The organism is Methylobacterium sp. Leaf123 (assembly GCF_001423405.1).
Taxonomy (GTDB): domain Bacteria; phylum Pseudomonadota; class Alphaproteobacteria; order Rhizobiales; family Beijerinckiaceae; genus Methylobacterium.
This window is the reverse complement of the sequence record NZ_LMNS01000009.1, coordinates 88,622-114,208: the sequence shown is the minus strand read 5'-3', so window position 1 is coordinate 114,208 and position 25,587 is coordinate 88,622. Positions and strand designations below refer to the sequence as shown.

Below are 25,587 nucleotides of genomic sequence, written 5' to 3'. Positions count from 1 at the left end.
GGCCCGTCGGCGCGGCCGGGATCGCACCGAGCCAAAGGTCGTCGGCAACGCGGGCCGGCGCATTAAGCCGACATAAACGCCGCCACGCTTAACAACTCCTCTCCGGCGCCCGCGCCGTCCAGGGAGCGCCGCCCCCGTGAGTGCCACCGAAACTGCCGCATCCGGGCGCGCGCTGTCCTCGCTCCGGGCGAGTGGTCGGGCGGCCCTGCGCGACGGTCTCGATACGGCCGCCCATTGGCTCGGCCTGAGCGATACGCGGCGCGACCGCGCCCCTGCTCTCCTGACGATCCGCCTCGGTGCACCGACTGAAACCGGGCTGATCCTCACCGACCGCCGCGCTGGGGAGGCCCGCACCCTCCGGCTCGACCCGGCGGCCGATGATTTCGGCGAACAATTGGCGGCGATCCGCGGTGGGCAGGCCGGGGTGCGGGCCAAGATTCTCGTCGATCCGGCGCATTGCTTCGTGCGCACCCTGAACCTTCCGAGCGCCGTGCTGCCGCGGATGCGCGCGGTGCTGGCGCAGGAATTGGAGGCGGCGACACCGTTCCGTGCGGAGAGCGTGCACAGCGATTGGTATGTCGAGGGCGAGGATGCGCCGGCGCGCACGATCCGCGTGCGTCACGTCGTGCTCAAGCGGACGCGGCTCGATCCGCTCCTCGCCGCCCTGGCGCAGGCCGGCATCGCCGCCGGTCCCGTCACGGTCGGCGCGGACGAGGCGCGGAGTCTGCCGCTCGATCTCCTCACCGGGGGACACCGGGCGCTCCAGAGTTTGACGGGCGGCGGCCGCGGCGGCGACCTCGCGCTGATCGCCGCTGCGCTCCTGCTGCTGCTCGGCGCCTTCTGGGGCTATCGCCGCCATCAGGAGGCGACGCTCGCAGCCCTCGACACCGCCTTCGCCGAGGCGCGGCGGGCCTCCGGTCCGGCGGTTCAGGCGCCGCTCCGGGCGGGTGCCGCCGCGATCCTGGCCGGACGCGCACCGCCGGTCGCCGAGACGTGGGACGCGGTGGCGCAAGCCCTTCCCGATACGGTCGCGGCAGTGTCGCTGCGCCTCGACGCCGAGGGCGTCCACCTCACCCTGACGGCCCTGGACGAGACCACCCCGATCGCCGCGTTGGCGCATCTCCCGGGCTTCGCGGCGCCAACCTTGCGCCTGTCCCAACCCGATGCGGATGGGCGGCTGCGGCTCCTCATCGAGCTGCCCCGCGCCGGCCGGGGAACCCGGCCGTGAGGATGCCTTTCGTGGAAGGGCCAGCCCGGCCGATCCTGTTCGGCGCGTTCGCTATGGGCCTGATCCTTGCGCTCGTCGCCGGCCCGGTCGGCGAGGCGGTCGAGGCCGCCGCGCAGATCGAGGTGGGCCGCGAGCGGCTCGCCCGCGCGCGCGCCGCCTCGGCGCGTCCGCCGATGCCGATACCGCTTGCCGGGTCAAGTGAAGAGGAACTGCTCGCGGTCTTCCGCGCGCGTCTCGAAAGCCTGGCGGGCACTCGGGCAGCGGTGGTCGAGCGCGCCGACCTCGAAGCCGATCCCGACCGCCCCACCCTGCCGCGCCTGCGCGCCTCGATCCGCGGTACGGCGGAGGGGCTGCATGGGCTGTTGCAAGCCCTGGAGACGGAAGCGGCCTTCATCGCTTTCGAGGAGGCCGAACTCGGCATCGAGCGCGCGGCGGATCGCGAGACCGGCCGGCCAACGGTGATGCGGGCAAGCCTGACCGCCCGCGGCGTCCTGATCCCGCCACCGGCACCGGGCGCAGCGCCGTGACCGGAATCCGGCGTGCCCTCCTCGCGACCGGCCCCGTGCCGCGTGCCGTTTTCGGGCTTGCCTGTGCCGCAGCCCTCGCCGCTTTCATTTGGCCCTTCGGAGTGGAGCCGGCGCCCGAGGCCCCCGCAGGGCCTCTCGATCCGCAACCCAGTGCCGCTTCAAGCGGCGCGGCAGTTCGCCGGCCCCTGTTCGATCCCAGCCGGCGGGATTGGACCGCGCGGGGAAGTCGGGCCGCGATCCTCGAAGGCGAGCCGCGCCGCCCGGTGCTGACCGTGCGCGGGATCGTCGTCGATGGCGGCAAGGCCCGCGTGTTGATCGACGACGGCAGTGGCGACGAGAGCTGGCTCGTCCGCGGCGAAGGACGCGACAACTGGCGCATCACCGCCATCGCCCCCGACAGCGTCACGCTCGACCAGAACGGCCGCCCGTTCACCGCCACGTTCATGGGCCAGCCGGTCACGCTACGACCGCTCCCGCTGGAGCCGGCGCTTCGGAACTGAGGCGAGGTGACGGCGCGTTCCTCGCCCGGCCCAAGCAGCTCAATCCCGAGAGGGTAACCCACAACAACAAAAAGCCCCGGACGGATGTCCAGGGCTCGGCGTCTCGACGTTCTACTCAAGGATGATTTGGTAGCGAGGGAGGGATTTGAACCCCCGACACAAGGATTATGATTCCTCTGCTCTAACCAGCTGAGCTACCCCGCCACTGTCTCGGACGGCGCTGACGCGGCGTCCGATGGGCGGGATATAGGGAGAAGCGCGCGAGGGTGTCAACGGTCTGTTGCGGCCCTCGCGCAGGTTCTCCCCCTCAGAGCGTCTGGCCGAAGATCTGCGCCACCTGCGGGATATCCTTGTCGCCGCGGCCGGAGAGGTTCAGCACCATCAGGTGCTCCGCCGGCTTGGTCGGCGCGAGCTCCGCCACCTTCGCCAGCGCGTGCGCGGGCTCCAGAGCCGGGATGATGCCTTCCAGCATCGAGCAGAGCTTGAACGCCTCCAGCGTCTCCGTATCGGTCGCCGAGAGGTAGGTCACCCGGCCCATCTCGTGCAGCCATGCGTGTTCGGGGCCGATCCCGGGGTAATCGAGGCCCGCCGAGATCGAGTGGGCGTCGGCGATCTGGCCGTCTTCGTTCATTAGCAGGAAGGTGCGGTTGCCGTGGAGCACGCCCGGGCGGCCGCCCGTGAGCGAGGCGGCGTGGAGGCCGCTCTGCACGCCGTGTCCGGCCGCCTCGACGCCGTAGATTTCGACCTCGCGGTCATCGAGGAAGGGGTGGAACAGGCCCATGGCGTTCGAGCCGCCGCCGATGCAGGCGATGAGCGAGTCCGGCAGGCGGCCCTCCATCTCCAGCATCTGCTGCTTCGTCTCGATGCCGATCACCGATTGGAAATCGCGCACCATCGCCGGGTAGGGATGGGGGCCGGCCACGGTGCCGATGCAGTAGAAGGTGTCGGAGACGTTGGTGACCCAGTCGCGCAGGGCCTCGTTCATCGCGTCCTTGAGCGTGCGCGTGCCGGACTGGACCGGGATCACCTCGGCGCCCAGCATCTTCATGCGGAACACGTTCGGGGCCTGCCGCTCGACATCGACGGCGCCCATGTAGACGACGCATTTCAGGCCGAAGCGGGCGCAGAGCGTCGCCGTCGCGACGCCGTGCTGGCCCGCGCCGGTCTCGGCGATGATCCGCGGCTTGCCCATGCGGCGGGCGAGCAGGATCTGGCCGAGGACGTTGTTCACCTTGTGCGAGCCGGTATGGTTCAGCTCCTCACGCTTGAAGAAGATCTTCGCCCCCTGCCCCGCCGGGGCCTGGGCGCGCAGATGCTCGGTGAGGCGCTCGGCGTAGTAGAGCGGGCTCGGCCGGCCGATATAGTGGGTGCCGTAGGATTCCATATCCGCCTTGAACGACGGGTCGGCCTTGGCGTCGGCATAGGCCTTCTCGAGGTCGAGAATCAGCGGCATCAGCGTCTCGGCCACGAAACGGCCGCCGAAGATGCCGAAGCGTCCGCGCTCGTCCGGCCCGGTGCGGAAGGAATTGGGAGCGGGGTTCAGCGTCACGGGGACGGTCCTTCGCGAAGATCAGAGGGTTAGCTCGCGTGCTAGACCCATGCGCGGGTCGCCGCAATGCGGCACAGCCGGACAAACGCGCGGAAGCAACCGCCGGATGCCACTTGCGACGGTCAGGCTCCGCGGCGGGCGGCGGCGATAAAGGCCGCGATTCGGTCCGGATCCTTCTCGCCCGGCCGGATCTCGACACCCGACGAGACATCGACGGCGGCCAGCCGCGTTCGCACCAGCGCCGTGCCGACATTGCCGGCATCGAGGCCGCCCGACAGCATCGTGCCGGCCGGCAGTTCCGCCCCGTTGAGGATGTCCCAGTCGAAGCTACGGCCGTTTCCGCCCGGCAGGTCCGCGCCGGGGGGAGGCTTTGCGTCGAGCAGAAGCCGGTCGGCGACGACGGCATAGGCCGGGAGCGCGCGAAGATCGGCGATTGCGGCAATGCCGACGGCCTTCATGACCGGCCGGCCGATCCTTGCCCGGATCTCTGCGACACGCTGCGGCGTCTCATGGCCGTGAAGCTGGATCATGTCGGGATCGAGCGCCTCGATGGCGGCGGCGAGCATGGCGTCGTCCGGATCGACCAGCAGCACGACCCGCTGCGCCCTCCCCCGCGCCCGCTGCGCGAGGCCTCGGCCCTGTTCCAGGGTGACGTGGCGTGGGCTCTTGGGGAAGTGGACGAAGCCGACGAGGTCGGCGCCCGCGTCGAGGGCCGCGTCGAGCGTCGTCTCGGTGCTCAGGCCGCAGATCTTGACGCAGATGTCTGCCATGGGCGGAACGACGCCCTCAGCGCGCCGCTGCCGGGGCCGGCAGGGCGGTGTAGGTGCCGGCAGCAGCGTAGCCCGGCTCCGCGCCCGGCGTGCCGAAGGTCTTGAGCTCGGCGGCCTCCTTGGCGAGACGGTCGGCCTCACGGCGGTGATAGCGCGCCCGCTGGCGCGTCCCGCTCTGCCCGAGCCAGCTTCCAATCCCGCCGACCAGGATGCCGAGCGCCACCGAGCCGAACACCACTGCGTAAAGCGGCAGGATGAGGCTGAACACGGGCTCAGGCGAGAAGGGATCGAAGGAGAGGGTCACGGCTTCGCGATTGGCGACGGCAAGCAGGACCACCACCACCGCGATCGGCAGCAGAATCAGCGCCTTCAGAAATCGAATCATGCAAGAGGTCTCCGACGGACGGCGTGGGCCCTCACGGGCTCACCGGTGCCGCTAAGGGCGTTCGAGCGAGGGCGTTTCGAGGCTCAGACCGCAGAACTAGAGCGTTTCACGCCGAAGGGGATGCCGGTTCGGCGCAAGGCGCATCGAAAAGGGCGCGGCGAACCGCGATGTCGAAACCGCGCCGTGAGTCACGCCTGTCACGGCGTTCGGCGCGGGTGCGGTCAGGCGCTCGGCTGCTCGTCGCCGATGCCGGCGCGGTTGAGGCGCAGGCGCATCTCCTTGCCGGTCTTGAAGACGGGAATCGCCTTCTCCGACACCGCCACGGATTCGCCCGTGCGCGGGTTGCGCCCGCGGCGGGCCTCGCGGCGCTTGACCGAGAAGGCGCCGAAGCCGCGCAGCTCCACCCGATCGCCCTGAGCCAGGGCGTCGGCGATCGTATCGAGGATCGCGTTCACCAGGGTCTCGACGTCGCGCTGGTAGAGATGGGGGTTCTGCTCAGCAATCTTGAGCACGAGTTCCGACTTGATCATGCGGCTCTCTTCCGAATGCGGGGCTGGCGCGGCGCGAGACCTCAGGGGGCCGGCCGCCAGACGGCCAGGAGCCCGCCGGTGAGCCCGGCGGCTTCGTCCTCGACCGCACGGAGACGGCTGGCGAGGCTTTCGAGACCGAGAAGATCGGCGCCGAGCCCCAGAGCCGACCAGAGCTTGAACCCGCCATCGGCCTTCGGCTTCCAATCCTTCACCGGAAGCTTCTCGGGAACCTTCTTCTCCTTCTCCAGCCATGCCACCGCCTGGCGCTCACCGCCGAGTTCGTCGACGAGCTTGAGGGGCAGGCTCTGGCGGCCGCTGAACACGCGGCCGTCGGCGACGGCGGCAATCTGGCTGTCGTTCATGCCGCGGCGCTCCGCCACCAGACCCTTGAACCAGCCGTAGGTGTCGAGAACGATCGCTGCCAGGGCCGCGCGCGCCTCCGGCGAAGTCGGGCTGAAGCCCGAGGGCTCCGCCTTGAGCGGCGAGGATTTGACCGATTCGACTTTCACGCCGACCTTGTCGAGCAGGCCGGAGACGTCCGGATACTGGAACAGCACACCGATCGAGCCGACGAGCGCAGTCTCGCGGGCGACGATGTGATCGGCGGCGATCGCGGTGATGTAGGCGCCCGAGGCGGCCGTGCCATCGACGAAGGCGACCATCGGCTTCTTCGCCGCCAGCGCGCGCAGGTTGCGGTAGAGTTCCTCCGAGCCGGTCGTCGTGCCGCCGGGGGACGAGATCGAGATCACCACGCCCTTGACCGCGTTCGACTCGCCGACCCGCTCGATCAGCTTGCGGGTCGATTCACTGCCGGCGATGAACCCGCCGATCGAGATCCGGGCGATCTGGTTCTCGGTGGCCGGGAACAGCCGGCCCTCGCCGACCCGCGCGCGGTAGCCCAACGCACCGACGGCGATGATGGCGGCACCGATGCCGAGCATCCGCCACAGCGTGAGCTTGCGGCGCAGACGGCGGCGATCGATGAGAAACTCGGCGTCTGCAGCCATCCGACGATGTACTCCTCTCCAAGCGGCGCGGTGCAGCCGTCGTTTCTTTGGGACCGTTCACGCCGTGCCCTGCGGGAGCACGGCCCTGTCCGATCCGGATTCCGGCCAAACCCTTGATGAACTTGGGTTCGGTTGCTGCGCTCGTGTTTAGCGCCGGCCGAGGCGCGCGGGCAAGAGCCCGTTCCGACCCGGCCGGTACAACCCGCGCCGGTCGTCGTCCGACGCCAGGTCCACGAGGGGTAACCCGTTCAGCGTCGAGCGTAGATCTCTTCCACGTAGCCGTCCCGCATCCAGAACAGATGCCGGCTCAGCCTCCGGTAGCCGCCGTCCCGCGCGACCAGATCGGCGACGATGGCCTGCCGGAAAGCGTCGGTGTTCGGGGCCGCCGCCTCCTGATTGATCGAGTAGAACAGCGGCGCGATGGCGCGGATCCGCGCGATATACATGGCGGCCGTCTCCGGCGGCATTTCCGGAAGCGAATCCTGGTTGATCGCCAGATCGTAGCCCTCGTTCCGCTCGATCTCCCACCACGGCAGGACCCGGATCGTGGCATCCGGCTCGCCGGCCAGGGACACGTCGAGGCCCGCTTTCAGCAGGAACCAGCCCTGGAGCACGTTGGTGAAGGGTAGATCGAGGATCGTATAGTGCCGGTCGGGTCGGCGAAGGAACCAAGCCAGCCCGCCGAAACCGCCGCCGATCTCGACCACGCGGTCGAAGCGGCCGAGTTGTCCGACCCGCCAAGCGGCGTAGGCGTGGGTCAAGGCATGCTCTGGCAGGATGCCGGCGCCGTAACGCACACCGAACGGGGCGCCGACCTCGGGGAACGCCAGGGGGAAGCCGAGTTCGGCTTCAAGGCGCGCCGGCTCGACATGCCGGGCAAGGGGGCCGGCAAGCGCGGCCGCGTAATCGCCCTGCTCGGGTGAACGGGTCGGCGCGAGGCCGACCGCCTCCGAGAGCCGCAGCAGCCGGTCGCACCAGCTTGCGGCGAACGGTGTGGGCGCGTGGCGGGCCAGCGTCGCCATCGTGCGCCCCATGGCGATGCCGTGCGCGAGATGGGACTGGAACAGGTTGTTCAGCAGGCCGGCGAGCGCGCCGGCATCCCCGCCCTGAAGGGCGCGGTGGAAATCGGGAAAGCCCTGGGTGCGGGCCGCCCACATGCCCTCGCTGTCGGCCTGGATCGGCGCGCGTCCGGCGCCGGATTGCCAAGCGGCGATGAGGCGTCGCGCGATGGCGTCGTCCTCGGGGCCGGGGCGCGGCGCGGCGAAGGCGATGGCCGGCAGCTCGGGCCAGGCGCGGTAGGGGTAGCGGTAGGTCCAAGGCCCGGCGATGCCGCCGCCGAGTTCGGCCGTCGCGGACGGAACCTGGAACGGACGCCCCTCGCGGTGACCGAAGACGCGGTAATGCTCTTCCGCCGAGGCGATGAGACCGGCTTCGACCGCCATCGCCACATCGGCGTTGAGGTCGAGATAGCGCTCGGACTCGAATTGGGACGGGAGCGGATCGGAGCGGTGTCCGGGGCGCCTGCCCCTCAACCATCTCAGGCTGGCGCCTAAGCTCGAGAGGCGGTTTGCCATCGCGCTCGCTTCGGGACGTTTCGAAAACAGGACCAGAAAAAGTTCGGGGCCGGCAGAGCCGGCCCCGAGGCAGAATGGGAAGGCAGCGAGGCTTACTCCTCGTCGCCACCCTTCTTCTTGTTGAAGGCGGCACCGAGTATGTCGCCGAGCGAGGCACCCGAATCGGCGGAGCCGAACTGGGCCATCGCCTCCTTCTCCTCAGCGACTTCCAGCGCCTTGATCGAGACCTGCACGCGGCGGGCCTTGCGATCGAACTGGATGACGCGGGCGTCGAACTTCTCGCCGGCGGCGAAACGCTCGGGACGCTGGTCACCACGGTCACGGGCGAGTTCGGCGCGGCGGATGAAGGTCTGCATGTCGGTGTCGACGAGCTTCACCTCCAGGCCCGAATCCTTCACCTCGACGACCTCGCAGGTGACGATCTGGCCCTTCTTGACCTCGCCGGCTTCGGCGAAGGGATCGCCGCCGAGCTGCTTCACGCCGAGCGAGATGCGCTCCTTCTCGACATCGACGTCGAGAACCTGGGCGCGGACCATGTCGCCCTTCTTGAACTCCTCGATGACCTGCTCGCCGGGACGGTTCCAGTCGAGATCCGACAGGTGGACCATGCCGTCGACATCGCCTTCGAGGCCGATGAACAGGCCGAACTCGGTCTTGTTCTTGACCTCGCCCTCGACCTCGGAACCGACCGGGTGCTTCTCGGCGAAGGCATCCCACGGGTTCTGCAGGGTCTGCTTGAGGCCGAGCGAGATGCGGCGCTTGACCGAATCGACTTCCAGGATCTGCACCTCGACCTCCTGAGAGGTGGAGACGATCTTGCCCGGATGGACGTTCTTCTTGGTCCAGCTCATCTCGGAGACGTGGATCAGGCCCTCGATCCCCGGCTCCAGCTCCACGAAGGCGCCGTAATCGGTGATGTTGGTCACGCGGCCCTTGAGCTTGGCTTCCTCGGGGTAACGGGCGGCGATGCCCTCCCACGGATCGGCCAGGAGCTGCTTGATGCCGAGCGAGATGCGGTGCGTCTCGTGGTTGATCTTGATGATCTTGACCTTGACCGTCTGGCCGATGGTCACGACCTCCGACGGGTGGTTCACGCGGCGCCACGCCATGTCGGTGACGTGCAGCAGGCCGTCGATGCCGCCGAGATCGACGAAGGCGCCGTACTCGGTGATGTTCTTGACGACGCCGTCGATGACCTGACCTTCCTCAAGGTTGGCCACCAGCTCCGAGCGCTGCTCGGCGCGGCTCTCTTCGAGCACGGTGCGGCGCGACACGACGATGTTGCCGCGGCGGCGATCCATCTTGAGGATCTGGAACGGCTGGGGCGTGCCGAGGAGCGGGGTCACGTCGCGCACCGGGCGGATATCGACCTGCGAGCGCGGCAGGAACGCCACGGCGCCGTCGAGATCGACGGTGTAGCCACCCTTGACCTGGTTGAAGATCGTGCCGGTGACGCGCTCGTTGGCCTCGAAGGCCTTCTCGAGCTTGACCCACGATTCCTCGCGGCGCGCCTTGTCGCGCGAGATGACGGCCTCGCCCAGCGCGTTCTCGATGCGGTCGACGTAAACCTCGACCTCGTCGCCAACCTTGAGCTCGCCCTCGCGGCCCGGGCCGGTAAATTCCTTGAGGGGGACGCGCCCCTCGGTCTTGGCACCGATATCGATGACGGCGACATCTTTCTCGATGCCGACGACGGTGCCCTTGACGACCGAACCTTCGGTGATCTCATGCTGGAGGAAGGATTCCTCGAGCAGGGCCGCGAAATCCTCGCGGGCCGAAGAGCTTACGTTCAGACCAGCTGACATTCTTTCTCCTGAATGGCCCCATTTCGTGAGGCCTGCGTCGGCGGCTCGTGTTGCAAAGGACCCCCGTCACCGCCGCCCGCCGGATGGACGATCCGGTCGGGCTCGCCTCCTTTCGGAGGGCCGACGCATGCTGAAAGCGATGGTCGAGGGCTCGATCCCCCGGCGATGCGTCCGCCGGGCACGAAAGCCTGGATCCTGACGGTATCGATGAGGAAATCGGTGCGAGCGATACCGGATCCGCGTGCGCGACGCAACGTCTTGCAACGTCTTGGAATGCCGGAGTCTCCGACGCGAACGCTGCCGCGAGAGCTGAGTTCGGACGGATCTGATTCGTCCGGGATCTTGTCGCTGCCGAACCGGAGCGTATCGGTCTGCGGACGAGACCCGGCGCCATCCGGCGCCGGGATCGGGTTTTAGGCTGGCGTTTCGGTCGAACGCGTCAGCGCGTAGAGGGTGATTGCCGCCGCATTCGAGACGTTGAGGCTGCGGATTGCGCCGGTCGCGTCGATGCGCACCAAGACGTCGCAGCATTCGGTGGTGCGCTGACGCAGGCCCTTCCCCTCGGCCCCGAGCACGAGCACCGCCGGACGGCGCGGGCCGACGGCATCGAGGGTTGTGCCGGCATCCGAATCGAGTCCGATCCGGGTGAAACCGCGCTCGCCGAGCGTGATCAGCGCCTCGGCTAGGTTGCGCACGATGACCAGCGGCACGTGCTCCAGGCCGCCGGAGGCGGATTTCGCCAGCACGCCGGTGGCATTCGGCGAGTGGCGCGCGGTGGTGATGATGGCGGTGACGCCGAACGCAGCCGCCGTCCGGACGATGGCGCCGACATTGTGCGGATCGGTGATCTGATCGAGGGCGAGCAGCAGCGCGTCGTCCGGCATTGCGTCGAGGGCCGGGGCGGCCAGCGGCTCGGCCTCGGCATAGAGGCCCTGATGCACCGCGTCGGGGCCGAGCAGCCGGTCGATCGCGCTGGGGCGGACCATCTCCGGTTCGATCGGCAGCTCGATCCCGGCCTCCTTGAGGCGTGCCAGCGCGTTCTCGGTGGCGAGCAGCCGATGGAAGTGGCGGCCCGCATTGGCCAGGGCCTGCGAGACGGGATGCCAGCCATAGAGCACGACATGGTCTCTCCCCTCACGCGCCGCCGGTCCCGGGGGCTGCGTTCGCGGGCGGGGCCGGAAGCCGTACGGCTTGGCCGGGCGGTCGCGCGGCGGGGTCATGGGCGGGTCTTTCAGGGCAGAGAAATGGGCGTGGCGTATCGGATGACCGAGAAGCCGATGCGATCGCTCCGCGTCAAGTCGCGGAATCATGCGGCAAAGCCGTTGCCGTCGGCGGCGAACCCGACTATAGACCGGTCGCCGTCAGACAGCGCCCTTCGTCTATCGGTTAGGACGTCAGCCTTTCACGCTGAAAAGGCGGGTTCGATTCCCGCAGGGCGCGCCATTTCGGCATTAGGGCTGCGAACGCCGGATACGGCGATGCGGCTCGATCCGGTCTCCTAGACCGAAGGACGTCGCGTCAGAGCTTGATCCTCGGCCCACGGTTCAGGCGGGTGACGATCCGGACCGCGGTTACGGCTACTCAAACGTCCCAACCGACTTCCAGCACTCGCGAGCCTGCCAAGCGCTCCGCCGGCCCGACAGCGGATCGTGGAGGGGTCGCGAGCCCCGCTTGCTTAGCGGGGCTCTCCGACAGGTACGTGCACATTCCCGTGTGCCCGTGTGACGACAGCGCACTGCGCTGCGCTGCCATGAGTTCATCCGCGCGCTCGGCGGACGCCGTAAAGCGTCCCGCCTCTCATCGCAGCTCGTGGTGCGCCCTCATCGGCACCGAGGATGTAAGCCCGTCGCACCGTCGGGCGAGAAAGCGTTGCCGTTCGGCGTCGGGAGGCTTGATCGAGGCGGCGAAGGCTTTGAGAGCCGATGCCGCATGCGCTCCATCCAGCCTCGCGCTCAGTTGGATTTCGGGTCAGTGAGCGTGAAGGCGAAGGTTGCGCCGTAGCTGTCTGCATCGGCCAGCGTCGGTGTCTGCGAGGGGGTCACGCGGTGGGCCACGGCGAGGACCTGCGGGCCGGCGCTGCGCAGCGAGACCACCGCGACGCCCTGCGCATCCGTCGTGGCGCGGGCCTGGTCCGCCTCGCTCTTGAAGTTCACGCCGTCGGTGGCGACCACGCTGGCGCCGTCGAGCGGACGGCCCTCGAACAGCACCCGCACCCGGATCTGGCCCGAGGCCGCGGCGGGATCCTCCAGNCACGCCGTCGGTGGCGACCACGCTGGCGCCGTCGAGCGGACGGCCCTCGAACAGCACCCGCACCCGGATCTGGCCCGAGGCCGCGGCGGGATCCTCCAGTGGGACGATCTCCAGCGGTTGGCCGACGATTCTGTCCCACGGGGCCGTCGGGCCGGACGCGGCCTTGGCGAACTTCACCGACCACAGGCTCTTGTCGGCCTGCGGAAGCATCCGCTTGCTGGCGTTGCGGTAGCTGCCGTCGGGCAGGCGCACCCAGTAGCCGTTGTCGTAGGCCGCGGCGTACAGCGCGTCGCCCTGATGTGTGGCTCTGAGCGCGGGCACGGGGCCGGTCTCCCGCTTGGCGGCCAGCGTCACCGCGCCCGAAGGCTCGTAGGCGGTCAGGCTCATCAGCTTGCCGGCACTCGGCAGTTCCGGCTCGTGGGGATGCCCGTAGAGGACCTGCACGCCATTGCCGGCGGGGTCCAGCCAGAGGTCGTGGGCGGCCGCCGGTGTGGTGAGGGCGAGCAGCGCGGCGAGGATGGCGATCCGTCTCATCGAAGAGGTGCTCCTGTTGCAAAGCTGGAGGTGATCCCGGCCAACAGCGTCAGGCGCGGCTGCGGACTGGTGAAGATTTCGGCGGCCGAGGCAGAGACCGACGAGCCGAAGTTGAAGATGCTCTCGCTCGTGCGGTCGCCGGGATACCAAGTCGCCTGCCCGTAGGTCGTCCAGCCGCTCGCGTGGAGGTAGGCGAGCCGGCCGCTGACGCGCGGATAGGGCGAGGAGCGCAACAAGCCGTCTTCGGTCAACGGCTTGGCGCCGATGTAGGACAGGTAGGCAGCACCGGTCAGGCGTCCGGTGGGCAACAGGGCGGCCGGTGCGGCGATGTCGAATTCGGCGCCGAGGGTTGCCAGAGACGCCGGCACGTTGGGGATGAAGACGGATGGCGCGCCGTTGAGCAATCGGGCGGAGACGCCCGAATAGTTGGCGAACAACGCCACGCGGTCGAGGCCGTCACGATAGGCCAGCACCTTCGCCTCGATTTCGAAGCCGTCGCGGCGGGACTTGCCGAGATTCTGCACGGGCAGGCCGGGCGCGGGCTGGAAGACCTCGTTGGCGATGTCGGTGAAGAACACCGTGCCGAGGAGGCTGATCCGGTCGAACACGAGGCGGCCGCCGCCTTCCGTACTCTCGACGGTCAGCGGGGTGAGGCGGGGATTGCCCGTCAATTCGCTCGAAGCGGAGGGGCTGCGGAAGCCCTGGCCGTAATTGGCGAACAGCTCCAGCCAGTCGAAAGGCGTGAGCGCGGCGCCGCCCTTGGGGGAGGCCACGTTCGGGCTGACCTTGGGCGACAGGGCCGGGTCGAGGTTGTTGCGCATGTCGTAGAAGAACTGGTCAAAGCGGGCGCCGCCGGTCAGCTTCAGCCAGGGCGCCGGCCTGACCTGCACCTGCGCGTAGGCCGCGAGGTTGTGCTGCGAGAGGTCGAGATCGAGGGTCCGTGCGGTGAAGCTGCGCGCGATCGAGGGGCCGGTGTTCACGTCGAGCGCATCGCTGCGCCAATCGCCGCCGACGAGGAACTGGGTCGGCAGCGCGTCGAACAGGCTCGTCGTCCAGATCTGGCGGATGCGGCCGCCCGCGGTCTCCCGTTCCTCGACCTGTCCGCGCTGGCCGGCGCCGAAATCCGAGAAGCGGCTGAACACGTCGTGGCTGGCATAGAGAAGCGCCGACACCTCGTCGTCCGGCCCACCGTTGACGTAGTTGGCCACGAAGGTCTGCAGGGTCTTGCCGCCGCCATCGGTGATGTTGGTGGCGGCCCGCGGTGAGACGCGACCGGCGCGCACGAGGTCGCGCGCCAGGTAGCCCGGCTGCCCGAAGCCCGTGCCGTATATCTGCACCCGCAGCGACAGGCTGGAGCCGAGATCGAGGGGGATCGTGACCTTGTTGAAGGCGTTGTAGCGCCCGAGATCGCCGTTCTCGCGATAGCCCCCGGTGCCGTAGCCCTCATAGGCGAGGAAGGGCTGGATCCCCGGGCCGACCTGGCTGAAGGTGGCAAGGCCGCGCCCCGTGCCGAAGGAGCCGCCCGACGCGCCGACGGTCGAGACAGGCTCGGCCCGCTTGCTGTCGATGAAGATCGAGCCGCCGAGATTGGCGTCGCCCGCTTCGACCGAGAACGGGCCGCGCACGATGCTGATGGAGCGGATGGTCTCCGGAATCAGCGGATTGAGATCGACATAGTTCGGGGTGTGGATCGAGGAGACCTCGTTGATCGGCACCCCGTCGATGAAGACGGCGATGTCACGGCCGTGCTCGGCATCGCTGAAGCCGCGCAGGGCGATGCCGTATCCCACACTGCCCTGGCCGTAATTCGAGACATCGAAGCCTGCCACGGGGCGGAAGAGGTCGCCGTAGCTTTGCACCGGCAGGCGAGCGATCTCCGCGGCATCGATCACCGTGCTGTTGCCCGGGAGGGCCAGGACCGACGATGAGATCCGGGTTTTCAGGTTCGATGCCGGCCCCGCGACCGCCGCAACGGGATTTGCCGAACCACCCTGCGCCGTGACCTGCAATTCCTCCAGCTCGACCACGGTCGGATCGAGCGCATGGCCCGGAAGCGTGCTCACGCCGAGAGCGCTGGCCGATGCGAACAGGCGCGTCAGAAACGGCGACATCGTGCAACCTAGGCACTCAGTGATCCCTGTGTCACTAAACTGCAAATTATAGGCAGGCACAAGATAGGAATTTTTCGTATTCGCGCATCTCGGTCATGCGTTGCAGCCTTTTTCAGGCCTCGCCGTCTGGGCTTCAGAAGATTTTCATAACGACCGCCTCGATGAAACTGCCTTAGCTCTGGCATCGCCGTCGATACTGCATGGCTTGTCCTGCCGGTCACCAAGTCTTTGACCCGTTGGCCGCGAAAAATCTTCGAGGCCAACGGCTTCTGAGCTTCCCATCATATGACGACCGAAAGTGACCGTAGCCGGAGAATCGGCCCAAAATCGAGTATCCCGATGCGGAGCGGAACGATCCTTACAACTCTAGCGTCGCGACCTGACACCCCTTTCACACCGGAAGGGGACATCATTCGGCGCCGCGGCCGGGAGCGCAACGCGCTGCCAGGGCCAACGCGAATGTTCCATGGCCACAACAACTTATAAGCGAAATTGATCATTTCTTTAAGTAATACTGCGTATTCAAACAAGGCTATCCATGCTCACAAAGTTGCTGTTATAGGTTGAAAACAAGATATTCTCTGGGTGCCAGTAAATCGGCTGCCAAGGCTGGCCGGATTCGCTCGGGAAGCTGCCTATGCACTTTACTCAGCGTGAAACGGACAAGCTGCTGATCTACATGCTGGCCCAGGTCGCACAGCGCCGTCGGGACCAGGGGCTCAAGCTCAACCACCCGGAAACCGTTTCCCTGATCTCCGTCGCCGCTCTGGAAGGCGCCCGTGCCGGCAAGACGGTGGAAGAAGTGATGGAGCTTGCGGGCAAAACCATCACCCGCGGCGACGTCATGGACGGTGTTGCGGAGATGATTCCCTACGTTCAGGTCGAAGCGGTGTTCACGGACGGCTCGCGCCTCATCACCGTGCATGCGCCCATCAAGTAGATCGAGATGCCAGGAGGTGACGCGATGAGTCCTTCCCAGAAGAAGACACCCGTTGGCGGAATCATTTTCGGGTCAGGGGATATCGAGATCAATGCCGGATATCCGACGACAGCGATCAAGGTCCGGAATACGGGCGACCGCCCGATCCAAGTTGGGTCGCACTACCATTTCTTCGAAGTGAATGCCTCGCTTGAGTTCGATCGCGAGCAAGCCTTCGGCAAGCGGCTCAACATCCCGGCCACGACCGCTCTGCGGTTCGAGCCCGGAGACGAGAAGGAGGTCTCGCTCGTTCCCTATCAGGGCAAGCAGCGGGTGCTCGGCTTCAATGGCCTCGTCAACGGCTGGGTCGGTGATGAAACCTACGACGATTACCGCCCGCGCTTGATGGACGCGCTGGATCGGGTGAACCGCTATGGGTTCAAGAACAAGCCGTAACCTGCCCCCTTCGACAGTCGAATCTGGAGCGCTGGGATGAGCAAGATCTCACGGCGGCAATACTCGGATTTATACGGGCCCACGACGGGCGACAAGATCAGGCTGGGCGATACGGACCTCTACATCGAGATCGAGAAGGATCTTCGCGTCTACGGCGAGGAGGCCGTCTATGGCGGCGGCAAGACGCTTCGGGACGGCATGGGTTACGACAGTGAATTGACCAGTGCCGCGGGCGCACCGGATCTCGTCATCACCAATGTCACGATCCTCGACGCGGTCCAGGGTGTCATCAAGGCCGATGTCGGCATCAAGAACGGCGCGATCGTCGGGATCGGAAAGGCCGGCAATCCCTCGACGATGTCGGGGGTGACACGGGGGCTCACGCTCGGACCGGGCACCGACGCCATTTCCGGCGAGCACCTCATTCTGACCGCCGGCGGCATCGACGCACATGTCCACTTCATCTCGCCGCAACAGGCCCAGGCCGCGCTCAGCAACGGCGTGACGACGCTGTTCGGCGGCGGCATCGGCCCATCCGACGGCACCAACGGCACGACCATCACGCCGGGTACGTGGAACATCGAGATGATGCTCCGCTCCTTCGATGCCTGGCCGATCAATGCGGGCGTTCACGGCAAGGGCAATTGCTCGGCGGCCCTCCCGATCGAGGAGCAGATCCGGGCCGGTGCCATGGGTTTGAAGGTTCACGAAGACTGGGGCAGCACGCCGGAAGCGATCCGCATGGCCCTGACCGTGGCGGATGATCAGGACGTCCAAGTCTGCATCCACACGGACACTTTGAACGAGGCCGGGTTCGTCGAGAGCACCATCGCCGCTTTTGAGGGGCGCACGATCCATACCTATCACACGGAGGGCGCGGGCGGCGGGCACGCCCCGGACATCATCCGGGTTGCGGGCATTCCCAACGTCATCCCCAGTTCGACTAATCCGACCATGCCCTACGGCATCAATTCCCAGGCCGAATTGTTCGACATGGTGATGGTCTGCCACAATCTCAGCCCGAAGATCCCGACGGATGTCGCCTTCGCGGAAAGCCGCGTGCGCGCCGAGACCATCGCGGCGGAAAACGTCCTGCACGATCTTGGCGCGATCTCGATCCTGTCGAGCGACAGCCAGGCCATGGGCCGCGTCGGCGAGAACTGGGCGCGCACCATGCAGACGGCCCATTTGATGAAGGCGCGGCTCGGTGCCTATCCGGGGGACGCCTCCGGCAACGACAATCAGCGCGTGCTGCGCTTCGTCGCCAAGGTGACGATCAATCCCGCCATCGTCGCGGGGGTCTCGCACGTGATCGGATCGGTCGAGGTCGGCAAGATGGCCGATCTCGTCCTGTGGGAACCGGCCTTCTTCGGCGCCAAGCCGAAGATGGTCATCAAGGGCGGCATGATCTCCTGGGCGATCATGGGAGATCCCAACGCCTCGCTGCCGACACCGCAGCCGGTCGTCTATCGGCCGATGTTCGGCGCTCTCGGACCGGCGGTGGCCAAGACGCGCGTGACCTTCACCTCGCATTCTGCCTACGAGGACGGAATCGTGGATCGCTACGCGCTGACGTCGAAAGTCGTGCCGGTCTACGGCACGCGCACCATCACCAAGAAGTCGATGGTTCGAAACGATCGGCTTCCGATCATCGAGGTCAACCCGGAAACCTTCGCGGTGATGGTCGACGGCAAGCACGCCACGATCGAGCCCGCCACGCATCTTCCGCTCGCGCAGCTCCACTTCTTCAGCTGACCCTCACGTTGCTCTGCGACGGAAGGCCCCTTCCGCCGCCGGTTCGCAGCCCGGTGCCGCATTGATGAGACCGATCGACGTCCTATGGGTGTGTCTCGGCGGCGGTGCCGGCTCTCTGCTGCGCTGGCAGCTCGGCGGCTTCATCGACCGCGCGATCCCCGCGCGCTTCAGGTTCGGCACCTTCCTCGTCAACGTCACCGGCGCCTTCGCCATCGCCTATCTCTCCGCCGCGCTCGCCCTCGGCTGGCAGCAACGCCACGGGGAGATGGTGTCGTCCCTGGTGCTGACGGGCTTCCTCGGCGGCTACACCACGTTCAGCTCCATGCAGCTCGATACGGCGCAGATGGCGATGGAGCATCGCCACGGGCTGGCCGCTCTGTACCTCCTCTCGTCCGTCGGCGTCGGCCTCTGCGCCGCGGCGGCGGGCGTCGCCCTCGCCAGATCGTAGGGGTCCCGTGATGGGCGCGCGGGCCGTCTTCGTCTTCATCGGTGGCGGGTTCGGCGCCATCACGCGCGAACTCCTCATGCTGCTGATCCCTCAGCAGAACGGCGCCTTTCCGCTCGACATCTTCACCGCCAACGTCGTCGCCTCGTTCTGCCTCGGCGCCGCCTTCGAACTTAATCGCTTGAAGCAAGTCTCGGACGCGTACTTGCTCCTGATCGGCACGGGCTTCGCCGGCGGAATGTCGACGTTCTCGAGCTTCGTCTACGGCATCACCTCCGAAGCTTCGTCGCCGGGCCAGGCCGGTCTTGCGGTCTTCTACGCCTTGTCCAGCCTCATCGTCGGCTATGCCGCGATCTGGCTCGGTATCGCATCCGGGAAACGCCTGCGACGCGCCTGAGCGCGCTCCGTTGGGAGAGACGAATGATCCTCGTCGAACACAAACTCGGACATCTCGGCGATCCGGTCTGGGGGGAGCGCGCGAGGCAGGCGCGGATCGACCCGCTGGTGCTGGAGCAATGGGAGACGCCCAAGAGCCGCCTGCGCAAGGCGAGCGAAGGCGGGATCGAGCTGGCGGTTTCACTGCCCCGCTCCGAGCATCTGCATGACGGCGACGTGCTCCACTACGACGCGGACCGGAATCTCATCGTCGTCGCCCGGATCTCCCTCAAGGAGGTGCTGGTCATCGAGCTGGAGGGGCTGGAGAGCCTCCCCCCGAACGAGATCCTGCGCGCCTGTTTCGAACTCGGGCACGGCCTCGGCAACCAGCACTGGCCCGCCGTGATCAAGGGCTCGACGGTCTACGTGCCGCTCTCTGTCGATCAGAAGGTGATGGCCTCGGTCATGCGCACGCATGCCTTCGCCCATGTGAAGACCCGCTTCGCTCCGGGCGAGGAGGTGGCGGCCAAGCTCGACGCGAAGGAGGTCCGGCTGCTGTTCGCCGGTGCCGACGCCACCCCGCATCACCATCATGCCGGTCACGACGCGGCACAGGACCACCCTGATCACGCGCACGATCATGGTCAGCCGCACGCCCATCACCACCACGATCCGGTGACGTGATGCGGCACGGGGAACCGAGGGCCCGTCTCGCACCGCACGGCATGACGCATCTCGCGCGCCTGCTGCAATTCGCGGACTCGACCCTGCCGATCGGGTCCTTCGCCTTCTCCAACGGTCTCGAATCCGCGCTGCAGACAGGGATCGTCGCCGACGCGAGCAGCCTGCTGCAATTCGTCAGCCTCGTCCTGCATCAGACCGCCCGGGTGGACGGCGTCGCGCTGCTGCACGCCCATCGCGCGGCCCTGGCGGACGATTACGACGGCGTCGTTGTGGCCGACCGGGAACTGATCTGTCGCCGTGTCGGGGAAGAGCAGCAGGCGATGCTGACGCGGATGGGCAGGAAGCTCGCCGAACTGGCGCTGAAAAGCAGCCCGTCGCCGATGCTGGAGCGTTGGCTCGCCGACATCCGGTTGGACGCCACCCCCGGCTGCCTGCCGATCGGCCAAGCGGTCACGCTCGCCCATCTCGGGGCGGACGAGACCGAGGCCTTCATCGTCCACCAATACGGTGTGGCCTCGATGATCCTGAGCGCCGCGCTGCGGCTGATGCGGATCGATCATTTCGAGACCCAGCGCATCCTGTTCGCCGCCCAGGGCCGCGTCGAGGACGATTACCTCGCCGTGCACGATCTCGCCCTCGACGAGATGGCCGCCTTCGCGCCGGTCTTCGACGTCCTCGTCGCCCATCACACCACGGTCCATGTCCGCCTGTTCATGAACTGAATGCGGCAAAGGAAACAGCGATGAAGAAGATCACCCGTATCGGCATCGGTGGCCCGGTCGGCTCGGGCAAGACGGCTGTTATCGAGACCATTACGCCGCGCCTGATCGCGCTGGGCATCAAGCCGCTGATCATCACCAACGACGTCGTGACGACCGAGGATGCCAAGCAGGTGCGCCGGACCCTCAACGGTGTGCTGATCGAAGAGAAGATCGTCGGCGTCGAGACCGGGGCCTGCCCGCACACCGCCGTGCGCGAAGATCCCTCGATGAACATCGCCGCGGTCGAGGAACTCGAAGACAAGTATCCCGATAGCGACGTGATCCTGATCGAGTCCGGCGGCGATAATCTCACGCTGACCTTCAGCCCGGCACTGGCGGACTTCTACATCTACGTGATCGACGTTGCCGCCGGCGACAAGATCCCGCGCAAGAACGGCGCCGGGGTCTGCCAGTCGGACATCCTCGTCATCAACAAGAAGGATCTCGCCCCCTATGTCGGCGCGAGCCTCGAGGTCATGGCACGCGATTCCAAGATCATGCGCGGCAAGAAGCCGTTCCTCTTCACCAACTGCAAGACCGGCGAGGGCGTCGACGACCTCCTTCAGCTCATTCTCGACATGGCGCTGTTCGATGTGAAGACGCATCCTCCGCTCGCGGCGAGCGCGTGAGACCATGGCGCTGCACGAGCCACTCGGCCTCATCGACAAGGCGCGCGAATTGCGCGGTTTCCAGACCGAGCCGGCACAGATGCGGTCGGGCGCGCCCGGTAAGGTCGGCCGCTTGCGTCTCGGTTTCTCGCTGCGCGACGGTCGCTCCGTCCTCCACGATCTCTACCGGGTCGCGCCGCTGCTCGTGCAACAGGCGCTCTATTGGGATGAGGCGATGCCGGAACTGCCGGTCTGCCCGATCATCTCGGTCGGCGGCGGCATCCTGCAGGGCGACCGCTACACGATCGATATCGCCGTGGGCGAAGGCGCCTGCGCGCACGTCTCCACCCAGGGCGCCAACCGCATCCACTGCATGGACGCGAATTACGCCGCGCAGCACCAGAGCGTGACCGTCGAGGCCGGCGGCTACCTCGAATACCTGCCGGACTTCACCATCCCCTATCGCGGCTCGCGCTTCCTCTCCCGCACGGACCTCGTCGTCGCGGCGGACGCCACCCTGCTCTACGGCGAGATGGTCCTCGCCGGCCGCAAACATCATCATGTCGAGGAGCGGTTCGGCTTCGACCTGCTGTCGATGGATGTGAACCTGCACCGGCCCGGCGGGCGCAGGCTGTTCGCCGAAAAGATCCTGATCGAGAAGGGCGATCCGACGATCGCCTTCGCGGCGGTGATGCGCGGCTTCGACGCCTTCGCCAACATCCTCTGCGTCACGCCCCCGGAGACGGCCGCGCGCATCAAGGAACGGTTCGAGACGCATTTCCCTCTCGAGGCGCCGCGGGCGGTCTCCGGCGTGAGCCGCCTGCCCAACGCCGCCGGGCTGATGCTACGCGCGGTCGGCGTGGAGACCTACGACGTGCGCAACGAGGTTCGCCGGTTCTGGCGCATCGTGCGCGAGGAGGCGCGCGACCGGTCTCTTCCCGCCGAACCCTACTGGCGCTGAGCGAGGATCGGACCCATGCCGCGCGCGAAGACCAACCTTCTCATCCAGTCGCTGCGCGGGACGAGCCAAGTCTTCTTCATGGAGAATGCCCTGACGGGCGTGCTGTTCTTCGCCGCGATGGCCTATGCCTCCTCGATCAGCGGTATCTGGGCGACCACGATTGGGGCGGCACTCGGCGTCATCGTCGCAACGCTGACCGCACGACTTCTGGAATGCGACGAAACCTCCGTCGCCTCAGGTCTCTACGGATTCAACGGCGTTCTCGTCGGCGCCGCGCTTCCGACCTTCATCGCGGCCTCGCCCCAACTCTGGGCCTCGATCGTGATCGGCGCGGCGGCAAGCACGGTCTTCACCGCCGCCTTCAGCGCGACGCTCACCGGCAAATGGGGCATTCCCGGCTCGACCGGCCCCTTCGTGCTGACGGGGTGGCTGATGGTCGCCGCCGCCTATTCCTTCGGACGGCTGCACGTGACGGGCGAGGCCCCCAAGCTCGCGGGCGACCTTGCTCAGAGCGGCATCGGCATTCCGGCGCCGACGGAACTCGTCGCGATCTTTTTCCGCAACATCGCGCAGGTCTTCCTGCTGGGTAGCGCCGTCAGCGGCGTCATCATCCTGGCCGGCATCCTGATCGCCTCGGTCCCGGCGGGGATCGCCGCCGCCGCCGGGTCGCTGGTCAGCATGGTCGTCGCGATCGCGATGGGCGCCGATCCCTCGGCGGTGAGCCAGGGCCTCTACGGCTTCAGCCCGGTCCTGACGGCGATGGCCGTCGGCCTCATCTTCCTGACGCCCTCGCCGCGGGTGGCCGTCTATGCGGGGCTCGCGACCGTGATGACCGTCTTCGTCCAGGGCGCCCTCGACGTCATGGTAGCCCCGGCGGGCATCCCGTCCTTCACGGCCCCCTACGTCCTGACGATGTACCTGTTCATCGCGCCGAAAAAGCTGATGGCGCCCCATCCGCACGGGCCCGTCGCCGATCCGATGATCGACGATCAAGGCAAGATCCCCGGCAAGGCAGCGGGGACCGCACGGTGACGCCCCGGGGCGCCCTCAGCCGGACGCCCCGAGCAGAGGCACGGCATCGATCCCGTTTCGATCGGTCCGCATCGTCTCGCCCGAGCGAGGCTGCCGCGCACCGCAAGCGCCGACACGTTCCTCTTCCGAGAAGCCCAGATCAAGGAGCATGCGATGCAAGGCATTAATGCCGGCGACACGGCCTTCATCCTCCTCTGCACCGCGCTGGTTCTCATGATGACGCCGGCTCTGGCGCTCTTCTACGGAGGCCTCGTCAGGCAGCGCGACGTGCTGTCCGTCATGATCCAGAATTTCGTCTGCATCGGTGTGGTCGGCGTGATCTGGGTGTTCGGAGGCTTCAGTCTCGCATTCGGCCCCGATATCGGCGGAGCGATCGGAGATTTCGGGTACTATTTCGGCATGTATGAGGTCGGCATCGAGCCGCATCAGACCTATGCTCCAAGCATCCCCTTCATCATGGTCTTTGCCTACCAGATGATGTTCGCCATCATCACACCGGCCCTGATGACCGGCGCCTTCGTTGGGCGCTTTCGGTTCGGCGCCTACCTGTTCTTCATCACGGCCTGGACCGTCCTCGTCTATGTGCCGGCCGCGCACTGGGTCTGGGGCGGCGGCTTCCTAGCCAAGCTCGGCGTGGTCGATTTCGCTGGCGGGATCGTCATTCACACCTCCGCGGGCTTTTCGGCGCTGGCAACGGCGAAGTTTCTCGGCAAACGGAGGGTGCAGGCAGGCGAATCCGAATCCGCGCCCGCCAGCCTGCCCCTGGTCGCCCTCGGCGCAGGTCTGCTGTGGTTCGGCTGGTTCGGCTTCAACGCCGGCGGCGCCTATGCGGCCGATGCGCTGGCGGCCTACGCCTTCACCAACACCATGCTCGCCGGCTCCATCGCCATGCTGGTGTGGATGTTCTGGGAATGGCGCGAGACCAAGCACCCGTCCTTTTCCGGCGTTCTCGTCGGCGCGGTGGCGGGGCTTGCGACGATCACCCCGGCCTCCGGCTATGTCGAGCCCATTGCCGCCCTGGCGATCGGCGCCATCGGCGCGACGGCCTGCTATTTCGCCAAACACGTCCAGAAGTGGCTGAAGATCGACGACACGCTGGAAGTCTGGCGCGCCCACGGCGTCGGCGGCCTCACCGGTGCCCTGCTCATCGGCCTCCTAGCCAGTCCGCACATCAATCAGGTCTCGGCCAGCCTGCAGCAATTCGGCGTCCAGCTTCTCGCTGTCACCATCGTCGGCGCCTACGCCTCCTTCATCACCCTCCTGATCCTGAAGGGCCTGGATCACTTCGGCACGCTGCGGGTGCCGGAAGAGATCCAGGAAGAGGGCCTCGACACCCTGCTCGGCGAGCGCGCCTTCAACCTGTGGAACATGGATCGCACCCTCCCGAAGTAGCCACGCTGTTCCGGGCGCCCCGCAAGGGGGGAACCTTGCATCCGGCCGATGCCTCCAGATCTGACGGGTGCTGTGAAGGCCCCACAGGCATCGATGCGCGGCTCACAATGCCCGATCGGCATCGCTGAAAGACTCCGCGCATCGGACGGATGCGCCGGGCCCGGCGCGCGGCGACGCCTTTGCGCGTGAGATGCTTTCTCGCCCCCCCGAGACGACTTCATTCTCGCCCGCGGCCGAGCGGATCCGATCGATCCACCGGAAAAGCCCGGACCGATGCTGCTCGACGAATGCCCGCCTGATACGGCAGCGTAAGCGCAGAGGGCACTTCTCGAAACGATACGTTTCGTCGGTTTCCATTTTCGTTCTCGCTCGCCCAGCCCATAGTGTTTCCGGCGACAGGCCGTCACAGGATAGCGGGCAAGGCGGCACCGAATACGCTTCTCGATGCGTGCGCGGCTGCCGGTTTCGGCCAACGAGGGATAAGAGCGATGAGCTGGCACAGTGCGGATGATCCGGTCCCGGGCGATCATTTCAGTTGCGACGCGATCCAGACCCTGATCGTGCCGCGCTCGCGCGATCTCGGCTCGTTTGCCGTGCGCCGCGCCCTCCCCTCGACCGAGTGTCGGATGGTCGGCCCGTTCATCTTCTTCGATCAGATGGGACCGTCCGAGTTCCTGCTCGGCCAGGGGATGGACGTCCGCCCGCACCCGCATATCGGCCTCTCGACCGTCACCTACCTGTTCGACGGTGAGATCATGCATCGCGACAGCCTCGGCACCGAGTTGCCGATCCGGCCGGGCGAACTGAATTGGATGACGGCCGGGCGCGGCATCACCCATTCGGAGCGCACCGCCTCGACCCTCCGCCAGACCGGCTCGCGCCTGTTCGGAATCCAGAGTTGGGTCGCCCTGTCGGCCCAGGAGGAAGAGAGCGCCCCGGCTTTCGAGCACTACGATGCGGCGGCGCTTCCGGTCCTCACCGGCGAGGGCAAGACTGTGCGTCTGATCGCTGGCGAAGCCTTCGGCGCCCGCTCGCCGGTGCGCACCTCGAGCCCGATGGTTTACGCCGATGTGATGCTGGACGCAGGCGCCGTCCTGCCGCTCGACCCGACCTATGACGAGCGCGCGATCTACACGGTCTCGGGTGCGATTGAGATTGCCGGCGACGGCTTCGGCCCCGGCCAACTCCTGGTGTTCCGCCCCGGCGACCGCATCAGCGTGCGGGCGACGGAGGCGGCGCGGTTCATGGTTCTGGGCGGCGAGCCGATGGACGGGCCGCGGCACCTCTGGTGGAACTTCGTGTCCTCGCGGCCGGAGCGGATCGCCCAGGCCAAGGAAGATTGGCGCCAGGGCCGCTTCGACACGGTGCCCAACGACGCCGAGTTCATACCCCTGCCCGAAGATCCCCCGGCCGTCCGCTATCCGTGAGC

The 25,587-nt window shown here is 67.2% G+C and carries 25 protein-coding genes, 2 tRNA genes and 1 pseudogene; 16 read left to right on the top strand and 12 right to left on the bottom strand.

Annotated features, from left to right (window positions below; translation table 11 throughout):
• Window positions 1–136 precede the first annotated feature (136 nt).
• The 3 genes from ASF53_RS08690 (at window position 137) to ASF53_RS25630 (ending at window position 2,255) form a co-directional block, all read left to right on the top strand.
• Window positions 137–1,228, top strand: a complete 1,092-nt coding sequence (locus ASF53_RS08690; RefSeq protein ID WP_056197005.1) for a hypothetical protein — start codon at window positions 137–139, stop codon at window positions 1,226–1,228.
• Window positions 1,229–1,239: 11 nt separating this feature from the next.
• The gene (locus tag ASF53_RS08685; protein ID WP_156635443.1) at window positions 1,240–1,755 is read left to right on the top strand and encodes a hypothetical protein; all 516 of its coding nucleotides are present in this window, start codon (window positions 1,240–1,242) and stop codon (window positions 1,753–1,755) included.
• Between the two features lie 263 nt (window positions 1,756–2,018).
• Complete coding sequence (locus ASF53_RS25630; protein ID WP_156635441.1) at window positions 2,019–2,255, top strand: hypothetical protein; 237 nt, start codon at window positions 2,019–2,021, stop codon at window positions 2,253–2,255.
• A gap of 127 nt (window positions 2,256–2,382) precedes the next feature.
• On the opposite strand, the gene ASF53_RS08675 is transcribed toward ASF53_RS25630, so the two are convergent.
• The 9 genes from ASF53_RS08675 to rlmB form a co-directional block, all read right to left on the bottom strand.
• Window positions 2,383–2,459: transfer RNA gene (locus tag ASF53_RS08675), tRNA-Met, on the bottom strand.
• A gap of 103 nt (window positions 2,460–2,562) precedes the next feature.
• On the bottom strand, window positions 2,563–3,804 hold the full coding sequence (gene trpB, locus ASF53_RS08670) for a tryptophan synthase subunit beta (RefSeq protein WP_056196998.1): 1,242 nt from the start codon (window positions 3,802–3,804) through the stop codon (window positions 2,563–2,565).
• 122 nt (window positions 3,805–3,926) lie between these two features.
• Window positions 3,927–4,574, bottom strand: coding sequence for a phosphoribosylanthranilate isomerase (locus ASF53_RS08665; protein WP_056196996.1), 648 nt, complete (start codon window positions 4,572–4,574; stop codon window positions 3,927–3,929).
• A 16-nt stretch (window positions 4,575–4,590) separates the two neighbouring features.
• On the bottom strand, window positions 4,591–4,959 hold the full coding sequence (locus ASF53_RS08660; RefSeq protein ID WP_056196994.1) for a LapA family protein: 369 nt from the start codon (window positions 4,957–4,959) through the stop codon (window positions 4,591–4,593).
• A gap of 221 nt (window positions 4,960–5,180) precedes the next feature.
• Entirely contained in the window at window positions 5,181–5,489 is a 309-nt protein-coding gene (gene ihfB, locus ASF53_RS08655; protein WP_003600667.1) for an integration host factor subunit beta, read from the bottom strand.
• Between the two features lie 41 nt (window positions 5,490–5,530).
• On the bottom strand, window positions 5,531–6,496 hold the full coding sequence (gene sppA / locus ASF53_RS08650; RefSeq protein ID WP_056196992.1) for a signal peptide peptidase SppA: 966 nt from the start codon (window positions 6,494–6,496) through the stop codon (window positions 5,531–5,533).
• A gap of 248 nt (window positions 6,497–6,744) precedes the next feature.
• Window positions 6,745–8,028, bottom strand: coding sequence for a putative sugar O-methyltransferase (locus ASF53_RS08645; RefSeq protein ID WP_286134241.1), 1,284 nt, complete (start codon window positions 8,026–8,028; stop codon window positions 6,745–6,747).
• 134 nt (window positions 8,029–8,162) lie between these two features.
• Window positions 8,163–9,875, bottom strand: a complete 1,713-nt coding sequence (gene rpsA, locus ASF53_RS08640) for a 30S ribosomal protein S1 (RefSeq protein ID WP_003600675.1) — start codon at window positions 9,873–9,875, stop codon at window positions 8,163–8,165.
• Window positions 9,876–10,288: 413 nt separating this feature from the next.
• Entirely contained in the window at window positions 10,289–11,095 is an 807-nt protein-coding gene (gene rlmB, locus ASF53_RS08635) for a 23S rRNA (guanosine(2251)-2'-O)-methyltransferase RlmB (RefSeq protein WP_056196988.1), read from the bottom strand.
• A gap of 148 nt (window positions 11,096–11,243) precedes the next feature.
• Here rlmB and ASF53_RS08630 point away from each other — a divergent pair.
• A tRNA-Glu gene (locus tag ASF53_RS08630) sits at window positions 11,244–11,318 on the top strand.
• A 509-nt stretch (window positions 11,319–11,827) separates the two neighbouring features.
• Here the strand turns inward: ASF53_RS08630 and ASF53_RS25625 are convergent.
• The 3 genes and pseudogenes from ASF53_RS25625 to ASF53_RS08620 form a co-directional block, all read right to left on the bottom strand.
• Window positions 11,828–12,124 (bottom strand): annotated as a pseudogene (locus ASF53_RS25625) (DUF4198 domain-containing protein); the annotation flags it as partial.
• Between the two features lies 1 nt (window position 12,125).
• Window positions 12,126–12,659: DUF4198 domain-containing protein (locus tag ASF53_RS25620; protein WP_156635451.1), on the bottom strand; the 534-nt coding region annotated here is incomplete at its 3' end.
• Window positions 12,656–14,770, bottom strand: coding sequence for a TonB-dependent receptor (locus tag ASF53_RS08620; RefSeq protein ID WP_056196985.1), 2,115 nt, complete (start codon window positions 14,768–14,770; stop codon window positions 12,656–12,658). The genes ASF53_RS25620 and ASF53_RS08620, both read right to left, overlap by 4 nt.
• 637 nt (window positions 14,771–15,407) lie before the next feature.
• Here ASF53_RS08620 and ASF53_RS08615 point away from each other — a divergent pair.
• The 12 genes from ASF53_RS08615 to ASF53_RS08560 all read left to right on the top strand — a co-directional run bounded on the left by ASF53_RS08615 (window position 15,408) and on the right by ASF53_RS08560 (window position 25,585).
• Window positions 15,408–15,710, top strand: a complete 303-nt coding sequence (locus tag ASF53_RS08615) for an urease subunit gamma (RefSeq protein WP_056196983.1) — start codon at window positions 15,408–15,410, stop codon at window positions 15,708–15,710.
• A gap of 24 nt (window positions 15,711–15,734) precedes the next feature.
• Window positions 15,735–16,145 (top strand): urease subunit beta, encoded by a 411-nt coding sequence (locus ASF53_RS08610; protein WP_082482594.1) that lies wholly within the window; start codon window positions 15,735–15,737, stop codon window positions 16,143–16,145.
• Window positions 16,146–16,181: 36 nt separating this feature from the next.
• Window positions 16,182–17,900, top strand: a complete 1,719-nt coding sequence (locus ASF53_RS08605) for an urease subunit alpha (protein ID WP_056196979.1) — start codon at window positions 16,182–16,184, stop codon at window positions 17,898–17,900.
• 64 nt (window positions 17,901–17,964) lie between these two features.
• Entirely contained in the window at window positions 17,965–18,348 is a 384-nt protein-coding gene (locus ASF53_RS08600; RefSeq protein ID WP_056197134.1) for a fluoride efflux transporter FluC, read from the top strand.
• Window positions 18,349–18,358: 10 nt separating this feature from the next.
• On the top strand, window positions 18,359–18,742 hold the full coding sequence (gene crcB / locus ASF53_RS08595; RefSeq protein ID WP_056196977.1) for a fluoride efflux transporter CrcB: 384 nt from the start codon (window positions 18,359–18,361) through the stop codon (window positions 18,740–18,742).
• A gap of 23 nt (window positions 18,743–18,765) precedes the next feature.
• Window positions 18,766–19,404, top strand: a complete 639-nt coding sequence (locus ASF53_RS08590) for an urease accessory protein UreE (protein ID WP_056196975.1) — start codon at window positions 18,766–18,768, stop codon at window positions 19,402–19,404.
• A gap of 41 nt (window positions 19,405–19,445) precedes the next feature.
• Complete coding sequence (locus tag ASF53_RS08585) at window positions 19,446–20,126, top strand: urease accessory protein UreF (RefSeq protein WP_082482592.1); 681 nt, start codon at window positions 19,446–19,448, stop codon at window positions 20,124–20,126.
• Between the two features lie 20 nt (window positions 20,127–20,146).
• A complete protein-coding gene (gene ureG, locus ASF53_RS08580) occupies window positions 20,147–20,794 on the top strand; it encodes an urease accessory protein UreG (protein ID WP_056196971.1) in 648 nt (215 codons plus the stop codon).
• Between the two features lie 4 nt (window positions 20,795–20,798).
• Window positions 20,799–21,734 (top strand): urease accessory protein UreD, encoded by a 936-nt coding sequence (locus ASF53_RS08575; protein ID WP_056196969.1) that lies wholly within the window; start codon window positions 20,799–20,801, stop codon window positions 21,732–21,734.
• A gap of 15 nt (window positions 21,735–21,749) precedes the next feature.
• A complete protein-coding gene (yut, locus tag ASF53_RS08570) occupies window positions 21,750–22,766 on the top strand; it encodes an urea transporter (protein ID WP_056196967.1) in 1,017 nt (338 codons plus the stop codon).
• A gap of 153 nt (window positions 22,767–22,919) precedes the next feature.
• Window positions 22,920–24,158, top strand: a complete 1,239-nt coding sequence (locus ASF53_RS08565; RefSeq protein ID WP_056196965.1) for an ammonium transporter — start codon at window positions 22,920–22,922, stop codon at window positions 24,156–24,158.
• Between the two features lie 488 nt (window positions 24,159–24,646).
• On the top strand, window positions 24,647–25,585 hold the full coding sequence (locus ASF53_RS08560; protein ID WP_056196963.1) for a pirin family protein: 939 nt from the start codon (window positions 24,647–24,649) through the stop codon (window positions 25,583–25,585).
• The last annotated feature ends 2 nt before the right edge of the window (window positions 25,586–25,587 follow it).